Genomic DNA, 19,277 nt, shown 5'->3' with positions numbered 1-19,277 from the left:
AGTCGAAGCAGTGGCATGGTTAGATTACAATAATATACGAAAGTAAGCTCGAAGGTTCAAAGATGAATCTTCGAGCTTTTTATTATTTCTATGCTTAAATAGAATTTATTAATTACTAAAAAACAAAATAAACAAGAAGTATTATTATTTTAAATTAAACTCATCATAAGTTAACTCCGTATGCAAAATATTTAGAAAAAATTAACACAAAATATCTTGCTCTTAATAAAATTTACAATACCTTTACAATTATCGTATCAAAAATTTACACTATGCATTTATTCTATAATAGACAAAAAACGACAAAGAAAAGTTCCTAACATATTTCTTGGAGGTTAGAAATGATTAGTTTTAAAAAAGTAAAAATGGGATTATTCATGCTTTCAATACTTGTTGTACTAACAGCATGTACAAGCAATAACGATAATGATTCACAGACGTCAGATGGTAATGGTGCTACAGTATCTATTTCAGGATCTACATCTGTAGGGCCGCTTGCTGAGAAATTAGCAGCGAAATATTCAGAGACAAATGATACGAGAATTGAGATAAATCAAATTGGTTCTTCTGCGGGAATTACTAACGCAATTAGTGGAGTGTCGGAAATAGGAATGTCTTCGCGGGATTTAAAAGAAGAAGAAAAAGCGAATGGGTTGAATGAAGTAGTTATTGCTTACGATGGAATTGTAGTAGTGACTCATCCGAGTAACAAAGTAAAAGATCTTACGATAGAGCAAATAAAGCAGATTTTTACTGGTGAAGTAACGAACTGGAATGAACTGGGTGGAGATGATATGGAAATCGTAGTTGTCTCTCGTGAGGATGGTTCAGGTTCACGTGATGCGTTCCAAGAAATCGTTGACTATAGCTCTGGTGAATTAGTAAGAAGCTCAATTATCGCAAGTGGTAATGGAAATATTAAAACAACAGTCTCAAACAATAAACATGCAGTTGGCTTTATCTCATTTGAATATATTGATGAATCGATTTCAACAATAGATATTAATGGCGTAGAAGCAACTGCAGAAAATGTTTTACAAGGTAAATACAGTTTGTCTAGACCGTTTTTGTTTGTATATAAAGATGGACAATTAACAGATGCTGGACAAAGATTTATAGATTTTATTTTAAGTGAAGATGGACAACTCATTGCAGCTGAAGCAGGAGCAATCCCTGTAAAATAAATAACTATTTAACTTCATTTAGCAGAAGTGTCTCACATCTATTAGTGGTGAAATGAATGCATAGCATCAATTCAATGGGGGTCCACAAACCCTTGCTGAATAAAATTAAAGCCTCCGGCGGATGCCACAGATTTTTAGAGGAATTTATTGAGCGAGCTCGATAAAAATCTAGGCGCAAATACGCCGAGGCGTATTTGAAAAGGAAGATAACAACATAATTTTTGACGGAATCTTGGAGGAATAAAGAGTGTCTATCCCAACAACTAACAAGCAAGCCGTAGATATCGGTAAAGCAAATAAAAGGAAGTATATGTTAGAGAAGGTGTCTTCAAGAATTTTCTTGATTTGTGCCCTTCTCTCAGTAATAACTTTATTGTTAATCATTGGATTTGTATTTTATAAGGGAGCTCATCCCTTTGTAGTAGAGGGCTATAGCTTTATAGACTTTATTTTGGGTGATGATTGGGTACCGAGTGAAGATAAATTTGGTATATTCCCAATGATTGTTGCATCTATTTTCGCAACGATTGGAGCATTAATTATTGGTGTCCCTATTGGCTTATTTACAGCTATTTTCTTAGCAGAAATTGCTTCAAAAAGGATAGCCAAAATTATTTCACCAGCAATTCAGTTGCTAGCGGGTATCCCATCAGTACTATATGGTGTATTTGGACTAGCAATCATTGTTCCGTTTTTACAAAACAGTTTAGGTTTAGTAAAAGGACAAAGCTTATTAGCTGTTATCCTTGTGCTAGCAATCATGATGTTACCAACAATTGTGACTGTAGCAGAGACAGCGATTCGTGCAGTGCCACAAACATATCGTGAAGGATCATACGCCCTAGGAGTATCACAAATTGGGACAATTTTTAAAGTCATTGTTCCAGCAGCTAAATCAGGTATTATGACGGCAATCGTATTAGGATTAGGTCGAGCGATTGGCGAAACGATGGCAGTTATCTTAGTGGCTGGTAATAGTTTAATCGTTCCAACTAGCTTAACAGATAGTGTTCGTCCACTAACAACAAATATTGCATTAGAAATGGGTTATGCATTCGGTACACATCAAGAAATGTTATTTGCAACCGGAATTGTTTTATTCTCGTTTATATTAATATTAAATTTTGTACTAGCAAAAATAAGTTCGAAGGGAGGTAACTAAGATGAGATATTTGAAAGATAACTTGTTACGTGGACTTTTATGGTTATCAGCTTTCTTATCGGTTGCCGTCCTCGTTATGATTGTTGGATTTATCTTTTATAAAGGTTTCAATTTGATTAGCTTTGACTTCATCTTCGGTGATTATTCTCCAACTGGCGGTGGTGGTATTTGGCCAATGATCGTAACAACTATATACACAGTTCTTATTTCGTTAGTCATTGCAACACCTATCGGAATATTAGCAGCTGTTTATTTACAAGAATATGCTAAACAAGGGCGATTAGTAAGACTAATACGCTTTGCAACTGAAAGCTTAACAGGGATTCCCTCCATTATTTACGGTTTGTTTGGAGCAGTTTTCTTTGTAACTACGTTAAAATTAGGTATGTCGATTCTAGCTGCTTCATTAACCTTAACGATTATAGTGTTACCTGTAATCATTCGAACAACTGAAGAAGCGTTGAAAACAGTGCCGCGTTCATATCGTGAAGGTTCATTAGCACTTGGAACGACAAAATTACAAACATTATATAAGGTGATTTTACCAAGTTCAATGCCGGGAATTTTATCTGGTATAATCCTTTCAGTTGGACGAATTGTTGGAGAATCAGCTGCAATATTCTTAACTGCTGGGACAGTAGCAGCTATGCCAGAGAGCATTCTATCATCAGCTAGAACTTTAACTGTTCATTCTTATTTAGTAACACAAGAGTCTGGAGACATAGAACTTGCTGCAGCAGTTGGTATTGTTTTAATAGTAATTATTTTGGCAATCAATCTTATAGCAACATTTATTTCGAAGAAATTTAACAAAGCAACAAATAAATAAGAAGTAAGTTAATGAGGTCATCAGAAGTAGAACATGGTGGGCTAACGACCAAAAAAACGAGTAGGGAAGGTATTTTCGCAAATGGAGCAACGTAAAGAGGGTACATCGAAAATTAATGTAAAAGATTTAAATTTATTTTATGGTGAGAAACAAGCGTTATTCGGAGTCGATCTTGCTATTCATGAAAAAGAGGTTACTGCTTTAATCGGCCCTTCAGGTTGTGGTAAATCAACCTTTTTACGAACATTAAATCGTATGAATGATTTAATCGATGGCGTGAAAATTACAGGAGATGTTGTCATTGATCATGAAAATGTTTATAAAACAAATGATGTAATCAAATTACGAACGAAAGTAGGGATGGTATTTCAAAAACCAAATCTATTTCCAATGAGTATTTATGACAATGTTGCCTATGGTCCAAGAATGCAAGGCATTAAAAGTAAAAAAGAATTAAATAAAATTGTAGAAGAAAGTTTGCGCAGTGCAGCGATTTGGGATGAAGTAAAAGACCGTCTAAAAACATCGGCACTTGGTTTGTCAGGTGGTCAGCAACAACGCGTGTGTATTGCTCGTGCTATTGCGATGAAACCAGATATTATTCTAATGGACGAGCCTACTTCAGCATTAGATCCAATTTCTACGTTAAAAATAGAAGAATTAATTACAAACATGAAAAAAGATTATACAATTGTCATAGTTACACATAACATGCAACAAGCTGCAAGAATATCTGATAAAACGGCATTCTTCTTAAATGGAGAAGTAGTCGAATACGATGATACAGATAGCATTTTCTCTACACCACAGGATCAAAGAACAGAAGATTATGTAACAGGTCGATTTGGATAATAGGGGGATAACAAATGGGCATTCGTATGAACTTTGAAAACAATTTAGGGGAATTAAAAAGAAAAATCACCGAAATGGGTGAACTATCAATTGTTGCTCTTGAAAGATCTTTAAAGGCCTTGAAAACACAAGATGTCGAGATAGCTTTAAAAGTTATTGAGGGAGATACAGCTATTGATAGCCTTGAGATGGAAATTAATCAGTTTGCAATCTGGCTAATGGCATCAGAAGCACCGGTTTCAAGAGATTTGCGCGAAATTATTGGTGTACTTAAAATTTCATCTGAAATTGAACGGGTCGCGGATTTTGCAGTAAATATTGCAAAAGCAACTATCAAAATCCGTAATACTAAATCTTTACTGGAGATTACGCATCTAGAAAAGATGAAAGAAGTATCGATTGAAATGCTTCGAAAAGCACTACAATCTTTTTTAGAGGAAAATATCCTACTTGCAAAAGAAGTTGGCGACTTAGATGATATAGTGGATCAATATAATAGTGAAACATATAAAAACCTTACTACCTATCTTAGTGAACATCCAGAAGAAACAGATCAGGTTGTACAATTATTATTTGTAAATCGTTTTCTAGAGAGAACAGCAGACCATATAACAAATATTGCTGAAAGTACAGCATATTTGATTAAAGGTCAAATGTATGATTTTAATTCATAAAAGTAAAAATGATTTGTGAATACTCCAATTAGGGAATCGAGATAAAAAACAGAGGGACTGTTCTGAAAGTCAAAATAATGACTTTTAAGGGCAGCCCCTTTCTTCGTAACTTCTATTAAAAAGTGTGATGTATTTCCGTTCCAGGCGGACGCTTTCCGCGGGCGAGCGCCGAGCCTCCTCGGGCCAACAGGATGTTGGTCATGCAATCGTTGCCGCAGGACGCGGCGAACTTAGATTGCCTTTCACTCAATCAACATTATTAGATTGAAATACAAAAGCAGATGGAGGACTTATTGGACAGCCCCTCCGTTTTATTGTAAGTATATAAATAATGAGCTAATCTATCAAGGCATATGTACAAAGCTAAATTTATTTGACGTAAATAATGAAATATAATATTAATAAACCCATTAGCCCCTTGTGTTGCTAGATACACTCCGCACATCGTTATTGGAGCTTGGATTGTTGTAGCAGGATATTTTTAATATTTATAGAATATTAAATGAGGATGTATTTAGGATAATATTTAAAAATAAAAATTTGGAGGTAATCATGGGAAGATTAGTACATTTTGAAATCCACGTGGATGACATGGAACGCGCAAAGAATTTTTATGGAGAAGTTTTTGGGTGGACATTTGAAGATTATAGTAGTTATGCTGGAATGCCTTATTTTGGAGCTATAACTGGGGATGAAAATGAACTTGGTATAAATGGGGCTTTGATGCAACGACAAAGTGCACCCCCTGAAGCAAATCAAGCATTAAATGGGTTTGCTTGTACAATGGGAGTGGAGGATTACGAAGCAACGGAATCTAAAATTCTTAATAATGGAGGTAAGGTTGCAATGCCTAAATATGCCTTACCAGGAATGGCGTGGCAAGGATACTATCATGATCCTGAAGGTAATATATTTGGAATTCATCAACCAGATAAGAACGCAAAATAATATTTTTCACTGCAATCGTTTCAAGATAGTTGGCGTGAGTTAAATAAACAAATAAATTCAATAATAACCACTTTTGAATACTGTTCAAAGGTGGTTATTTCAGTTTTAGTAATACTCATCTGAGTTGAAATAAAATTCAACTCTTTATTTAAATTTAATTTCTATGAATGGTAAAGTGCTACTAAGTTTGAGAAAAAGAGGGATAGGAAATACTTACTTATAACAAGAATCGAACTATATTCCTTAATGTAACAGTAGAAAAAACGCTCGAGAATAGTTGAAGGATTCTCAAAATTTACTGTTGGTTGTGATTAATGGCTAGTAAATGGTAAGGTAGCATTGGTAACATTATTAGGAGGTTTATAAATGGATAACAACGATATATTAATTAGACTGAGATATGCTCTAGATATAAAAAATAAAGATATGATCGAGATCTTTAAACTTGGCGGTTTGGAAGTGACAAAAGAGGAAGTACTAAAGATACTGACAAAGTCAAAAGATGAGTACGATGATCTAGATGAAGCAGAGGAAACTGAATATCAGATTAAATGCAATAATAAGATGTTAGCGTCATTTTTGAATGGTTTTATTACTTTAAAAAGAGGTAAACAAGAGTCTAAACCAGAACAGTCAAGTAGCCCTGAACCGCCTGAAAAGAGTGCTAACAATATGCTTCTTAAGAAGTTGAAAGTAGCACTTCAATTAACAACCGAAGATATGCTAGATATATTGGATGATGGTGGTATTGCTGTTTCAAAAGGGGAATTAGGTGCTATTTTACGAAAAGAAGGGCATCGAAATTATAAAGTGTGCGGCGATAATTTTGCGCGAAAATTCTTGAAAGGTTTGGCAGTAAGGTATAGAGCAAGCTAAATATTAAAAATGAAAAAATTACCCCAATTGTTAGAGTTAATGTCTAATAGTTGGGGTTCAATTCATTTAAGCGTGGATTAAAACGGAATACTGATAATTAAGTGGATTAATACTAATGTTTCTTATTGCTAAAAATGAACTAATCCGTTTGGGTAATATTTTCAACCGCTTTAAGAATTTCCTCACTTTTAAACAGTTAATTTTATAAAACTATATGCGTTATTGAAGTCCCTTAGTCCAACAAGCTAAGTAAAAAAAAAATTAAATGGTGTATCAGTTAAGTATTAAAAAATATTATTTAAAAAAGTTATAAGATATTAATAGTAGAAATACAATCTTTATAAGAAGTTCTGATGAAAAGAAGAACTTTTTTGTTTGTTGGAGGACGTAGCGTTGCATTGTATCTAAAAAAGGTTTTGAATGAGGTGGACCAATGTATTTTGTAAAATCAATTTCAGAGGATGTTCGATTTGCCCAATTAGAACTTCGTAAACATTCAAAAGCAAAGAGGCTTGTTTTAGGAACTTTTCTTGCCTGTATGGCTGCTGTACTTCAGATTGCTGGTGGCTTTTTACCAGGGATCGGATATTTTATCAGCCCATTTGCAACTTTACCCATTTTGATTAGTGCTATGTTTTCTTTTCAGATGGGAGTGATGTCTTATTTTCTTACCATCCTGTTGCTATTCATTCTGTTTCCAAGTGAATTAGTCATTTTTCCTTTTACAACAGGGTTGTTAGGGATTGGTATAGGTGCAGCTTTTTCCTTTTTCAAGAAGAGATTAAGCATTATTTTTGGTGGTGCCATTCTCTTAACGATAGGTATTATGAGTCTATTATATATTTTCCACTTTCCCTTACTTGGGCCAGCCGTATCTGATTCCTTTTCAGTCCTTACAGGAGGAAGTATTTTTATTTTTTCTTTCCTTTATAGTTGGTTATGGGTTGAGATGGCTTTATTCTTTTTTAAAAAATTTAAGACCTTTATAACTTAGTTACTCCCCAAACATCCCAGTATTTGGGTCGGTACTTCTTTAAAGACTTCGAGTTATCTTACTAGGACAACAACATAATATCCGTTCGATTCTAAGAGAAACAATACCTGGAAAAATAAACAAACAAGGGAGCCTGATTGCTCTCTTGTTTGTTTTATAATTCATTCAATTAAATCCAGGAAAGAGTATTATCTGGTATTAATTTGATGGAACAATTTCAAAAACAGACCCTTGGTTAAAATCAGTCACATTCATAGAGCCATATACCCCTAAATATATTCTGGTTTGATCCATATTCGTTCCTAAACTAACATAATAAGCTGACCCGGACCCAAAATAATAATCGGTTTCAATAACACTAAAATCATTTAGTTTACAATCTTTTCTTACCTTGGTAAAAGCTAAAGCCCCTCTAACAGGAGGTTGAGATCCTTCATCACGGGCAAAATCGGTAAACACAACGCTTCCTGTTAAGTCGGGGATTGCATTCCCCATATATGCCTGAACTCCTGTAAGTGCTGTTCCTCCAAACTTATCGGTTCGGGGATCTTTATGAAAATAACTAGTTAAAGGCTGAAGGCGCCGCACTGAAGTTTTTACTGCTTCATTGTAATAAGCAATTGTTTTCTCATCCAAAGTCGGATTTGCAGAGCAGCCACTTATAATCGAAGTAGGAAAAGCTCCTTCCCATCCTCGCCATCCAAAGTTAATAAATCCTTCTTGGTTAGGTTTAAATTTCATTAAAGAAGCTTGAACAAGCTCAGTAACCGGTATTGGCTTATAATGAATGAATGAAAAAATTGACTCTACCAAATCCTGTCCGACATTTCCCACATATTTGATATACTGATTATAAAATCTTTGAAATGAAATGCCTGGTATATTGCGAACGCCTTTGGCAATTACCGTAAGCGTTTCCTGAATAGGCACGGGAAGTTCATTAAAACGTGTTACTACTGGTGGATTGTAGATAAATGTATTCTTATCAACATCGATTTCAATAATTTTACCTAAAATCTCCATATCATTCTGGCTTAAATTAAAAGGATCATAGCCTGATCCACCATCTCCCGTTGTTAAAACAAGTTTTCCTGTTTCTGGTGAAAAGTTTAAGCTATTGACACCATTATGATTAAAAAATGGTCTTCTTAAATTAAGTAATGTCCGCCGTTTTTGAGGTTGACCGTTCGATTGTAAAATCCATTCTTCAACTGTATCAATATGATCATATTGAGTTTCTCTATTTATCCATTTTAGGTTTAAGGTTCTGGGATCACACGGGTTCGGCTTAAAAAATTCAGGAAGACCATCTTGAGCTGGTTTTGCGGCTTCTAATTGAGGAAGAGCACCTGGACCTTGTGTTCCAGCTACTGAATAATGAAGATAAAACAGACCGTTATAATAAAAATCGGGATGAAACGCTAGACCTAGCAATCCGCGTTCATCATATCCACCACCGGAAACACCTAGTTTTATAATTCGCGGGCGAATATCTAAAAAAGTTATTAAACTCTCGTTTCCTATATAAAAGATTTCTCCTATCTGGGTTGCAATAAATAATCTTTCAATTGAGTCACCCGGAAGAATAGTTGTTTTCAAAACAGTGGGTAAATTTATCTTATTTACAATGGGCCGTAAGCTAACCTTCACTTTTACCAACTAACTTTACACTCCCTCTTATTGATTTCTTTTTAAGAATATGAATAGAACTGTTCTATTAGTACCAAATTAGTACCGAGAAAATGACAATACATTGCACCATTTTCTGCACCAACGACGTAGCAATCCAAGGCGGTCATTGGGGACGAGCACTGATTTTAGTGCTACATGAATGGTTACGAGTGCGTTAGTTAAAGATTCGCTTTACGTAAAAATCAATTTTTTATAAAAATAAATAGCAATAAACAGATGAAACCTCGTCTATTTTGATCACAGATGAAAATAAATTGGAGTCTAATGGTTGTATGTCTATCGTGCGCATGGAGTAGCAGCGGTAATTATACGGGGGATTGAAGACGGTATTCAGGAATCCACTTCATATATGTCAAAGCAGATTATTGCATTAATGATAACTGAAACAGAGATTTTTTTTGTGAAGGAGTATTTGTTATTTTCTTTAGTTACTTGTCTCGGTTAACTTGATATCAATTATTTGCTCTGTTTCATTATCAAAGGTAATATCAACAAATACACCAAATTCTTTGTTATTTTCTCGTAACCAAAGTTTGAACTTTTCTGTAGAGGAATCTGTACCTGTTTCCTTACCAATATGAAGATAATCAATAATACTTGCTTCAGGATATTTCTTCTTTGTCTCTTGGATAGCAATTTGTCCCCATTTAGCATAGGGTGGGGAAACTTCATGTTCTTCATTGTTCACATGAAAAGCCGTAAAATTACCCAAAATTAAACTTAGAACTAATTGAATAGCTAAAACTGTCTTCATGGTTTATGAAACCTCTTTTTTAACTGATATTATTTCCGAGTTTATTTAAGTTATTCACATAGCCATTTACATAAATTGCTCTTTAATAATTTAAGCTTTAAATAACCATACTATGTATGAGGTGAAAGCAATGTATAAATTACTGACTCATAACGATTTGGATGGGGTTGGATGTGGGATATTAGCAAAACTAGCTTTTGGTAAAGAAGTGAAGGTGCGATATAATTCTGTAGCATCTTTAAATAGAGAGATTGAATTTTTTCTTGAACATGATAATTCGGATACGTTTTTATTTATAATGGATTTGTCTCCGAATAAAGAAAATGAACAAAGACTCGATAATTTTTATCATGCAAAAGGAAAAATTCAACTACTTGATCATCATAAAACGGCTTTACATTTAAATGATTATGAGTGGGGCTATGTCCTAGTTGAAGATAATCAAGGCAAATTAACATCTGCTACTTCATTGTTTTATAAATATCTAGTCAAACATAGACTGTTGGAGCCGAAGGATTCAATTGCAGAATTTGTAGAGTTGGTTAGGCAATACGATACATGGGAGTGGGAGAAAAATGAGAATCATCAAGCTCATTCCTTAAATTCACTCTTCTTTTTAGTATCAATTGATGATTTTGAAGAAAAAATGATTGATCGACTTCAGACAAGTGAACATTTTGTATTTGATGAATTAGAAAAGACATTGTTGAACATGGAAGAAGATAAAATAGAAAGATATATTCGCCGTAAAAAAAGAGAAATTGTACAGTCAAGAGTAGGGGCGTATATTACTGGTATCGTTTATGCAGAATCATACCATTCAGAACTAGGAAACGAACTTGGAAAAGAATATCCTCATCTAGATTATATTGCAATTATAATTATGGGAGGGAAAAGAATCTCATTGCGCACTATTCATGATCATATTGATGTTTCGGAAATTGCAGGTTATTTCGGTGGTGGTGGACATCAGAAAGCATCTGGTTGTACTTTAACAGAGGAAGCGTACAATCAATATGTGGTCGAAACATTTCACCTGGAACCAATACAAGAAGATGCCAAAAGGAATCGATATAATTTGAAACAATCTTCATTCGGTTCGTTATTCAAAAATAGAAATGATGATATTTTTCTTATTTATCAAAAGGATGAGAAGAACTGGATGATTGAAAAAAATAAAAGCGGAATGGAACAAACCTTTACTAATTTTGATGAATGCGAACGATTTTTAAAAAGAAACTATGAAGCATGGTTGGTAAGGGATGATTTGTTTGTGGAATATTTAATGAATGAGGTTCAAAAACGATAGTCAAAATGACTGCTGTTTGTTGCTAATAGCTTCTTTATTATATAGAACTATGTGAGAAACAGACATGGTTCTTTTTTTTGTTTTATTCGAAAGCATAATCTGATAAATATATTAGTGAGTTGATGTAAGATGTATATTATATAACTAGCGGTGGGGAGAGAAGTATAATGGAAATTGGTGTTACTACTTTTGTAGAAACAACTCCTGATGTTAAAACGGGTAAGGTTATTAGTCATGCTGAGCGTATTCGCGAGGTAATAGAAGAGATTGTACTAGCAGATCAGGTAGGATTAGATGTCTTTGGAGTAGGAGAACATCATCGGGAAGATTTTGCTTGTTCTGCACCTGCTGTATTGTTGGCTGCTGCAGCTTCACAGACAAAACAAATTAGACTGACAAGTGCTGTTACCGTGTTATCTTCGGATGATCCTGTACGAGTATTCCAAGAATTTTCAACGCTAGATGCGATATCAAATGGGCGTGCAGAGATTATGGCTGGACGAGGTTCTTTTATCGAGTCTTTTCCACTATTTGGCTATGATTTAAGTGATTATGATGAATTATACAATGAGAAGCTTGATTTACTGTTGAAAATAAGAGAATCAGAAATGGTCAATTGGAGTGGGAAGCACAGACCGGATATTCAAAATCGTGGTGTTTATCCACGTCCTGTTCAAAATCCGCTACCAGTTTGGATAGCTAGCGGTGGAACACCACAATCTGTTGCTCGTGCTGGCTTCCTTGGGTTGCCACTCGTTTTAGCAATCATAGGGGGTAGTCCACTTCAATTTGAACCGTTGGTACAACTTTATTGGAAAGCAGCTAAACAGGCTGGGCATGACTTATCGAAGTTATCGGTTGCATCACACTCTCATGGATTTGTTGCTGAAAGTACCGAAAGCGCAGTGGACAAATTTTTCCTACCAACCCAGCAAGCTATGAACGTTTTAGGGAAAGAGCGCGGTTGGGGGCCATATACACGTGCAACCTTTGATCATGCACGCAGTCTTGAAGGAGCCTTATACGTAGGGGATGTAAAGACAGTTGCTGAGAAAATCATTTTTCTTCGTAAAAAAGTGGGCATTACTCGTTTTATGCTTCACGTACCAGTAGGTTCGATGCCTCATGATGAAGTGTTAAAAGCAATCGAACTACTCGGAACAGAAGTGGCACCATTGGTTCGAGCAGAAATAGCTCGATGGGAAGCAGAAGGTGAAATCTAGATTATTAATTGAAATGCAAAATTAATTTTAAAAAAGGCTTGATTCTATTAAATTAGAACCAAGCCTTTTTTGAAATTACTAAGTTTATTTTAATTAAGAGTTTTTCAGTGCCCTCGCTTCGCTTCGTGTGGCAAGGGCACGTTTGTGTGATGGCACCGTTAGTCTTTAATATTCTTTGACTTTCTTTTTCCTTGTTTGTATTTCCAATTCACTATTTAGCCCTTTAAGTAGGGAGTAACACATGAAAATCATTATGATGGCAAAAGGAAAAGCGGCTGCAATAGATGCTGTTTGCAATACGGTTAATCCACCAGATAAAAGTAAAACTGCTGCAACAGCAGATTGAATAATGCCCCATGTCATTTTGATTTTATTAGAGGGATTTAATGTTCCCCCTTCACTCAACATTCCTAATACAAAAGTAGAAGTATCTGCAACAGTTACGTAATAAATAGCTACTAGAGCAAATCCCATAAGACTTAATATAGAACTAAGTGGAAGATAATCAAAGAATGTAAAGATAGCCAAAGATACATTGTCTGCAATATATTTAGCCAATTCATGATTTTCTGAGTTGACCACAAGATCAAGCGCGGATCCACCAAAGATAGACATCCACAAACATGTTCCAAGTGTTGGAACGATCAACACGCCTATAATAAATTCTTTTACCGTTCTTCCCCTCGAAATTCTTGCTATAAACATACCGACAAAAGGTGCCCAAGCAATCCACCATGCCCAATAAAATAATGTCCATGATGCAATCCATTCACCTTCACCAAATGGTGTCATCCTTAAACTCATATGGATAAAATCATTGATATAGAGCCCGGTCGTATTGAAGAAGATTCTAATAATGGTCAAAGTTGGTCCGACAATTAATATCACTAACAAAATAGCAAAAGATATAATCATAGCAGCGTTAGATAAATATTGAATTCCCTTTTCCAAGCCAGTGTTAATCGAAATGAGGAAAATAACTGTAGCGACCACAATAACAATTAGTTGAACTAATAACGTATTAGGAACACCGAAAATGGAATGCATCCCTGCTGTAACTTGTAATGCTCCAAGACCTAGAGATGTTGCAATTCCAAAAACAGTTGCAAATACAGACAGAATATCAATTGTTTTACCAATGGGTCCATATATTTTATCCTTCAACAACGGATAGAAAACAGAACTTATGGCTGCAGGCAATTTTTTGTTATATTGACAGAGGGCAAGTGCTAATCCGATTACTGTGTAAATAGCCCAAGGATGTAGACCCCAATGAAAAAAGGTAAATTGCATGGCAACATTGGCAGCATCAGTGGTGTACGCTTCTCCATATGGAGGTTTCGTGTAGTGAGTGACTGGCTCAGCAACACCCCAATAAACAATCCCAATTCCCATGCCTGCTCCAAACAACATTGCTAGCCAGGACACAGTATTGAAATCAGGTCTGTCTGTAGTCTTACCTAATCGTATTTGACCGTACTTAGAAAATAGTAAGTAAAAGGAAAATACTACAAAGAAAAGGGATGCGCCAATATAGACCCATCCAAGGTAATCAATAGATGTGTTATAAATCGCGTTCGTAACTTTTGTAAGAAGGTCTGTGAAAAAGACCCCCCATGCAATAAAAATAAGGGTAAGTATAAGTGAGATGATAAATACACTGTTTTCTTTTAGCTTGTTAACATTCATGGGAGCCTCCAACTGAATATGTATTAATGATTGATAAGACTTCGAAAGTAAAAAAGTTATTTGTCGAGAAGGTTATATAGAAATTCCCATTTTTCAGTGTTCATTATCTCTTCCAGAGGTAACTCTAATCCGCCACCTAGAAATATCGTATTGCCTTTTATTGCGACAACCATCGCTTCCATTAAAGAGTCATGGTCATTTATTTTATAGACGTCCCCTATTGTTGGTAACATGCCAAGAATAGCATCAGATTGGTCATTTAAGCTGCTTTCATCCAGGTTTTGAAAATCTTGATATTCAATGGGATTACTGTGCTCATGGCGACCTGGAACCATCAATAAATACTCATTATGTCTAATTCCGTTAGTCTTATTAGTGATGACACCTTTATTTTCAACTGTTGCCACTACTTCAATTTCATTTAATGAATAATGATCGAGATAATCAGGGGTTGGGTTTGTAATTAGGATGAAATCTCCGTCTTCAGCTTTTCTATCTTTGCTGAGGGTATACACATTTTTATTGAAAATAAAGCTATCCAGTTCCTTTGGTTGGTATTTCTCTACTTCCGCCGCGCTACTTAAATGCTGTGTTAAATCACGTAGCCTCATTAGATGAACAGATTGTTTATACATAGGTTTAACCGAATAAACTCTGTGCAATTCATTTTTATAATATACAAATTGCCCTTTTCTTACCTGAAACAGTTTCACAGAAACAACACCCTCCAATAATTGCTTAATTCATCATTTTAGTTTTTATAGGCCCTTCTTTAGGTTACAAAATTTCTGTTTCTCCGCTTTAGTATGTCTCCAATCAAATAAAAATAAACAATCGCATAATAACAGTCTGGTGAATAATAGGAATTTAGGGATTAAAAGAAGAATAGATTTAATAAGATAATTAAATGTTTGTAGAGGCTAGAAGTCGAAACAAGTTTGATAAAAAGTTGGATGATATAATTGAAAAATAATAGTTCGAATTTCAAGAAGGATAAAAGAGAACATAAAGTGAAGGTGTGTTATGAAATGAACGAGGAGTTATTAATAAATGCCGATGAATGCTATAGGCATGCTGAGCACAAGGCTGCTCACTATTTTAAATCACTTTATGCTCAGGTATTGGAAAAGACTTATGTACCATCCCTCACAGAAGATATACGTTCGTGGAAACACAATCATATTCATCATCATTCATTATTCTCCTTTTTTTCACGTACGAAGGGAAATCCTGATTCTCATGGGTATCACCATTATATCCAATGGCTAAAATACACAGGCAAACTAGATAATTATCTTAATCGAAGCATTTCCTATATTTTTATGCGGGACCTGAGCAAGTCCCTTGACTCACCCGAAACATTGAGAAGGATTGACCGTGTAGTTGATAGTTTGAAAAATCACCTCTCACATTCTACCTCAACCAACCAAGGAGCAAAAGACGAGACGTTTAGCATGGCAGGGTTATACCGTATTGCCCAAAAAGAAGGCGTGGAATCGAGTCTGATATGGGTTATCAATAAGCTGAAAACAGTATCTTCCAATATTCCGAAGGGGATGGATGCTGAGCAAGCTCAACGAAAACTAATTAAAATCATTGCCGGAGTAATCATGCAAGAGGTTGAAGAGATGAATGACAAAACACCTCCTGAAGAACGTAGTAGAAGGCTCGATTCAGCTATAAGGCTTGGTTTTTCCTATGGTTTAACCTATCCATTTATTGATGATCTTCTTGATGCAAAAATATTATCTGAAGAAGAGGAAAAACAATATTCGGATTTGATTCGTACCACAATTATAACTGGAGAAGTGCCAGATTTGGGAGAGTGGGAGGGGAATAACGTTGCCTTAATTGAATATATTCATGCGGAGCTCCGAGATGCATTTATGTATATTAAGAACAAGCAGAGACAAGACACGACAAAGAATTTTTTTGAGCAATCCTATGTATTCTTTAATTCTCAGGAAGTGGATCGGGTAAAAGATTTATCTAATGCAAATTACACCAATGAGGACCTTTATATTCCGGTTATATTAAAGTCTTCTTCTTCCAGATTGATTGTGCGTTCAGTAATCGGTGCTCCTGAGGATAAGAAATTGGACGACCGAACATTCTTTTATGGTATTTATAATCAGCTTGCTGATGATTTTGCAGATATGTTTGATGACATGAAGGATGGTGCGGTAACACCCTATACTTATTATATGAAATACCACGATAAACGCTTGGACCTTATAAATCCATTTGAAATGTACTGGACAGTTATTTCCAACCTGATCCATAACGTATATGACTCAGACAGGAAGACATGTGAAGTAATTTTGGATCGAGCAATAAACGGACTGAAACGATTTAAAGTGCGAATGGGTATTAAAAAATACAACGAAGTTATGGAGCTATTTGCAACCAGTAATCCAAAATTTAATAGACTTATCCAAGAGATGGTTAGAAAAGCGGATGATGTAGATTTCTTTGATAAATTGCTTCGTGATCATATAATTACAATCTTGAAAAATAACCGAAGAGAGCAAGAAGATTTTATAAATACGAGCAAAACCTTACGTAATGAGATTAACCATATCTTACATATCCCTCAAATGGAGGATATGTCTTTGATGAAAGAGCCAATATTAGATGCTGCAAATTACAGTTTAAAAGGTGATGGAAAACGTTTGAGGCCGATAGTGACTTGGTTCATGGGCATAAATGCATATGGATTAAATAAGTTGGCAATTATCCCACTTCTCAGATCATTGGAATATATGCATACTGCATCTCTAATATTTGATGATCTGCCATCTCAGGACAATGCATCTACTCGTAGGGGACGTCCTACTCTCCATGAGGCATATAACGTAGCTATATCAGAGTTAACTGGTTTATTTTTGACCCAAAAGGCTATTGAGGAACAAACCTCTCTTGATCAGTTTGATTCAAAGACTGTACTTAAACTTATACAATACTCAGCTCAAACAACAGCGAATATGTGTAGAGGGCAAGCAATGGACTTAGATTCCAAAGGGAAAAAATTGACATTAAATCAATTAAATATGATGTGCTTTTATAAAACTGGCATAGGATTCGAAGCTTCAATAATAATGCCTGCAATCCTAGCACAAGCAAATGAATTAGAAATAGAAGTATTGAAAAAATTTGCCCGTCATGCAGGTATCGCGTTTCAGATTAAGGATGACCTGCTTGATCTTGAAGGAGATTCTACCTTACTCGGAAAACCTATTGGGAAGGATGCGGAAAACAACAGTTCAACTTTTGTATCCATATTGGGTCAAGAAGGTGCCAAAAAAGAGATGTGGGAAAATTACTGTATTGCAATGGAAGCATTACAAGAATTGCCACGTAATATAACTTTTTTAAAGCATTTTTTAAATTATATTATAAACCGTGACCGTTAGAAAAATAGAACAAATTACGTTTGTCTTAAGCCAATCAGTTTTATTGGTACAAAACATTAAATAAATTAGTAAATGTTAAAATAAACGCAAAATCATAGTACGGACCTAGCATTGCTTTTAGCAATGCTTTTTACATTTACGGAAAATTATAATAATTCTTTCTCGTGCTCCTCCAATCCAATAAAATGCTGACTATAATCGCAAGTAGCAATATAACATTAACGGGAAGGTTAGTTGAAGAAGGAATTTAAATAGAACAATAGAATAAGTAGAGAAAAAGGAATAATGGAGGCTGAATAATATTAACGACTTATTTACAATAGATTGCGGAGAAATATTGTTAAGAGAGTATAGCGTAGAGGATGTTGATGCTATATATGAAATTACCTCACAACCTGAAGTTTATGAATTCTTGCCTGATTTTAAAACAACAAGAGAGCAACGTTTAGATTGGGTAACAAATTATGAAATACCTTCTAATAAAATGTTTTTAGCAGCCGTTCCAAATATTGAAGAGCAAACTTATCTGAGATTAGGAATAATATTAAAGGAAACTGGGAAGTTTATTGGATTTTGTATGACTGGAATTAAAGAGAATTTATCGGCCCCAAATAGAGAGATTGCTTACGCTATTTCAAGGAATTATAGAAATAGAGGATATACGACAAAAGCAGCAAAAGGATTGAGTAACTATTTGTTTGAGAAAACGAATGTTGAACTTCTAAATGCCATTGCGCTAACGAATAATATTAGCTCGAGCAGAGTTATTCAAAAAAGTGGCTTTAAATTTGTAGAAGAAATAGAAATTGAAAATCAAAAGTATTATCATTACATTCTTCATAAGAATGAGTGGCAAAAAAATAAATAAAATATAAATAGGGTAGATCAAAGGAATCCAGAGAAATTTTTTTGGGGTCCTTTGATCCTAATTTTTGGTGGAGCATAAGGGAAAGGGATGGCCAAGACAAAGTGTATTTTGAGGAGTATAATTCTATAAATATGTCTAAAATGTGAACGCCAATCAGGTGAAAGATTAAAATAAAACTAGAAATATAGAATTTTTTTTTGTTATAGTAAAAAACAGACCGGTTGGTATGGTGGAGGTGTGCTACGGGAATGGATACAAAATCGCTGATAATAGACATCGCGACATCGCTTTTCCAACAAAATGGCTATAAAGGTACAGGACTGAGTGAAATTTTAAAAGCATGTAATATTTCAAAAGGTTCCCTTTATCATCATTTTCCAAATGGAAAAGAAGAATTATTAATCACTTGCCTTCAGTCTTTGAATGCAGCAATCACTACGGATATTAAGGAAATTTTTGAAAGACACTCGACTACGCAAGAAGCTACAAACGCAATGATTGAAAAACTAATCGTTAATTTTGAAAAAGAAGGAACTCTTGCTGGATACACATTTAGCAGTATTGTTAGTGAGATGGCTTCATTAAGCGATCCAGTTAGAAATGCATGTGCACAGTTGTATAACAATATCCAAGATATTTACTTTAATAAGTTAGTTGTAGATGGATTTTCAGAAGACAATGCTTTTTCAATTGCGCTTATGTTGACGGCTTCTATTGAAGGTGGAATGCTGCTTTGCTTAACACAAAAATCGGCAGAACCACTTAAAGGTATTTCTAAATTATTACCAAAAATGCTTTAAGGGAGTTTTA

18 protein-coding genes are annotated in these 19,277 nt (G+C 34.9%); 14 read left to right on the top strand and 4 right to left on the bottom strand.

Annotated elements, in window-relative coordinates:
- Positions 1-341: 341 nt before the first annotated feature.
- From WAX74_RS11725 to WAX74_RS11690, 8 genes are all read left to right on the top strand, one after another.
- Positions 342-1,184 (top strand): phosphate ABC transporter substrate-binding protein, encoded by an 843-nt coding sequence (locus tag WAX74_RS11725; RefSeq protein WP_336497843.1) that lies wholly within the window; start codon positions 342-344, stop codon positions 1,182-1,184.
- Between the two features lie 247 nt (positions 1,185-1,431).
- On the top strand, positions 1,432-2,346 hold the full coding sequence (gene pstC / locus WAX74_RS11720; protein WP_336497842.1) for a phosphate ABC transporter permease subunit PstC: 915 nt from the start codon (positions 1,432-1,434) through the stop codon (positions 2,344-2,346).
- A gap of 1 nt (position 2,347) precedes the next feature.
- Positions 2,348-3,175, top strand: a complete 828-nt coding sequence (gene pstA / locus WAX74_RS11715; protein ID WP_336497841.1) for a phosphate ABC transporter permease PstA — start codon at positions 2,348-2,350, stop codon at positions 3,173-3,175.
- Between the two features lie 81 nt (positions 3,176-3,256).
- A complete protein-coding gene (gene pstB / locus WAX74_RS11710) occupies positions 3,257-4,027 on the top strand; it encodes a phosphate ABC transporter ATP-binding protein PstB (protein ID WP_336497840.1) in 771 nt (256 codons plus the stop codon).
- A gap of 14 nt (positions 4,028-4,041) precedes the next feature.
- Positions 4,042-4,701, top strand: a complete 660-nt coding sequence (gene phoU / locus WAX74_RS11705) for a phosphate signaling complex protein PhoU (protein ID WP_336497839.1) — start codon at positions 4,042-4,044, stop codon at positions 4,699-4,701.
- Positions 4,702-5,253: 552 nt separating this feature from the next.
- Positions 5,254-5,649: a VOC family protein gene (locus WAX74_RS11700; RefSeq protein WP_336497838.1), complete on the top strand. Its 396-nt coding sequence runs from the start codon at positions 5,254-5,256 to the stop codon at positions 5,647-5,649.
- A 366-nt stretch (positions 5,650-6,015) separates the two neighbouring features.
- Positions 6,016-6,525 (top strand): YehS family protein, encoded by a 510-nt coding sequence (locus WAX74_RS11695; protein WP_336497837.1) that lies wholly within the window; start codon positions 6,016-6,018, stop codon positions 6,523-6,525.
- Between the two features lie 433 nt (positions 6,526-6,958).
- Positions 6,959-7,519: a YybS family protein gene (locus tag WAX74_RS11690; protein WP_336497836.1), complete on the top strand. Its 561-nt coding sequence runs from the start codon at positions 6,959-6,961 to the stop codon at positions 7,517-7,519.
- Positions 7,520-7,717: 198 nt separating this feature from the next.
- On the opposite strand, the gene WAX74_RS11685 is transcribed toward WAX74_RS11690, so the two are convergent.
- Positions 7,718-9,178 carry a PQQ-dependent sugar dehydrogenase gene (locus WAX74_RS11685; protein ID WP_336497835.1) on the bottom strand — a complete coding sequence of 487 codons (1,461 nt, stop codon included), beginning with the start codon at positions 9,176-9,178 and terminating at the stop codon, positions 7,718-7,720.
- 301 nt (positions 9,179-9,479) lie between these two features.
- Here WAX74_RS11685 and WAX74_RS11680 point away from each other — a divergent pair, with 301 nt between their 5' ends.
- A complete protein-coding gene (locus WAX74_RS11680; RefSeq protein WP_336497834.1) occupies positions 9,480-9,656 on the top strand; it encodes a hypothetical protein in 177 nt (58 codons plus the stop codon).
- Here WAX74_RS11680 and WAX74_RS11675 read toward each other — a convergent pair.
- A complete protein-coding gene (locus WAX74_RS11675; RefSeq protein WP_336497833.1) occupies positions 9,636-9,965 on the bottom strand; it encodes a DUF3889 domain-containing protein in 330 nt (109 codons plus the stop codon). The two genes, WAX74_RS11680 and WAX74_RS11675, sit on opposite strands and share 21 nt — an antisense overlap.
- Positions 9,966-10,095: 130 nt before the next feature.
- Here WAX74_RS11675 and WAX74_RS11670 point away from each other — a divergent pair, with 130 nt between their 5' ends.
- Both WAX74_RS11670 and WAX74_RS11665 read left to right on the top strand, forming a co-directional pair.
- On the top strand, positions 10,096-11,274 hold the full coding sequence (locus WAX74_RS11670; protein ID WP_336497832.1) for a DHH family phosphoesterase: 1,179 nt from the start codon (positions 10,096-10,098) through the stop codon (positions 11,272-11,274).
- 167 nt (positions 11,275-11,441) lie between these two features.
- Entirely contained in the window at positions 11,442-12,497 is a 1,056-nt protein-coding gene (locus tag WAX74_RS11665; protein ID WP_336497831.1) for an LLM class flavin-dependent oxidoreductase, read from the top strand.
- Positions 12,498-12,662: 165 nt separating this feature from the next.
- Here the strand turns inward: WAX74_RS11665 and WAX74_RS11660 are convergent, their stop codons facing one another.
- Positions 12,663-14,186, bottom strand: coding sequence for a glycine betaine uptake BCCT transporter (locus WAX74_RS11660; protein ID WP_336497830.1), 1,524 nt, complete (start codon positions 14,184-14,186; stop codon positions 12,663-12,665).
- Between the two features lie 56 nt (positions 14,187-14,242).
- The gene (locus tag WAX74_RS11655; RefSeq protein ID WP_336497829.1) at positions 14,243-14,899 is read right to left on the bottom strand and encodes a hypothetical protein; all 657 of its coding nucleotides are present in this window, start codon (positions 14,897-14,899) and stop codon (positions 14,243-14,245) included.
- A gap of 315 nt (positions 14,900-15,214) precedes the next feature.
- Between WAX74_RS11655 and WAX74_RS11650 the strand changes: the two genes are divergently transcribed.
- The 3 genes from WAX74_RS11650 (at position 15,215) to WAX74_RS11640 (ending at position 19,267) form a co-directional block, all read left to right on the top strand.
- Positions 15,215-17,599, top strand: a complete 2,385-nt coding sequence (locus WAX74_RS11650) for a polyprenyl synthetase family protein (RefSeq protein WP_336497828.1) — start codon at positions 15,215-15,217, stop codon at positions 17,597-17,599.
- Positions 17,600-17,900: 301 nt separating this feature from the next.
- Positions 17,901-18,467 (top strand): GNAT family N-acetyltransferase, encoded by a 567-nt coding sequence (locus tag WAX74_RS11645; protein WP_336497893.1) that lies wholly within the window; start codon positions 17,901-17,903, stop codon positions 18,465-18,467.
- 248 nt (positions 18,468-18,715) lie between these two features.
- Positions 18,716-19,267 carry a TetR/AcrR family transcriptional regulator gene (locus WAX74_RS11640; RefSeq protein ID WP_336497827.1) on the top strand — a complete coding sequence of 184 codons (552 nt, stop codon included), beginning with the start codon at positions 18,716-18,718 and terminating at the stop codon, positions 19,265-19,267.
- Positions 19,268-19,277: the final 10 nt, after the last annotated feature.

The organism is Psychrobacillus mangrovi (assembly GCF_037104765.1).
GTDB lineage: Bacteria > Bacillota > Bacilli > Bacillales_A > Planococcaceae > Psychrobacillus > Psychrobacillus mangrovi.
This window is presented reverse-complemented; position numbering and strand designations above follow the sequence as displayed.

Bases quoted from the DNA above. Each gene is read 5' to 3' on its own strand.
- WAX74_RS11725 (WP_336497843.1), top strand. From the start codon at position 342: ATGATTAGTTTTAAAAAAGTAAAAATGGGATTATTCATGCTTTCAATA.
- pstA (WP_336497841.1), top strand. From the start codon at position 2,348: ATGAGATATTTGAAAGATAACTTGTTACGTGGACTTTTATGGTTATCA.
- pstB (WP_336497840.1), top strand. From the start codon at position 3,257: ATGGAGCAACGTAAAGAGGGTACATCGAAAATTAATGTAAAAGATTTA.
- phoU (WP_336497839.1), top strand. From the start codon at position 4,042: ATGGGCATTCGTATGAACTTTGAAAACAATTTAGGGGAATTAAAAAGA.
- WAX74_RS11700 (WP_336497838.1), top strand. From the start codon at position 5,254: ATGGGAAGATTAGTACATTTTGAAATCCACGTGGATGACATGGAACGC.
- WAX74_RS11695 (WP_336497837.1), top strand. From the start codon at position 6,016: ATGGATAACAACGATATATTAATTAGACTGAGATATGCTCTAGATATA.
- WAX74_RS11690 (WP_336497836.1), top strand. From the start codon at position 6,959: ATGTATTTTGTAAAATCAATTTCAGAGGATGTTCGATTTGCCCAATTA.
- WAX74_RS11675 (WP_336497833.1), bottom strand. From the start codon at position 9,965: ATGAAGACAGTTTTAGCTATTCAATTAGTTCTAAGTTTAATTTTGGGT.
- WAX74_RS11670 (WP_336497832.1), top strand. From the start codon at position 10,096: ATGTATAAATTACTGACTCATAACGATTTGGATGGGGTTGGATGTGGG.
- WAX74_RS11665 (WP_336497831.1), top strand. From the start codon at position 11,442: ATGGAAATTGGTGTTACTACTTTTGTAGAAACAACTCCTGATGTTAAA.
- WAX74_RS11660 (WP_336497830.1), bottom strand. From the start codon at position 14,186: ATGAATGTTAACAAGCTAAAAGAAAACAGTGTATTTATCATCTCACTT.
- WAX74_RS11650 (WP_336497828.1), top strand. From the start codon at position 15,215: ATGAACGAGGAGTTATTAATAAATGCCGATGAATGCTATAGGCATGCT.
- WAX74_RS11640 (WP_336497827.1), top strand. From the start codon at position 18,716: ATGGATACAAAATCGCTGATAATAGACATCGCGACATCGCTTTTCCAA.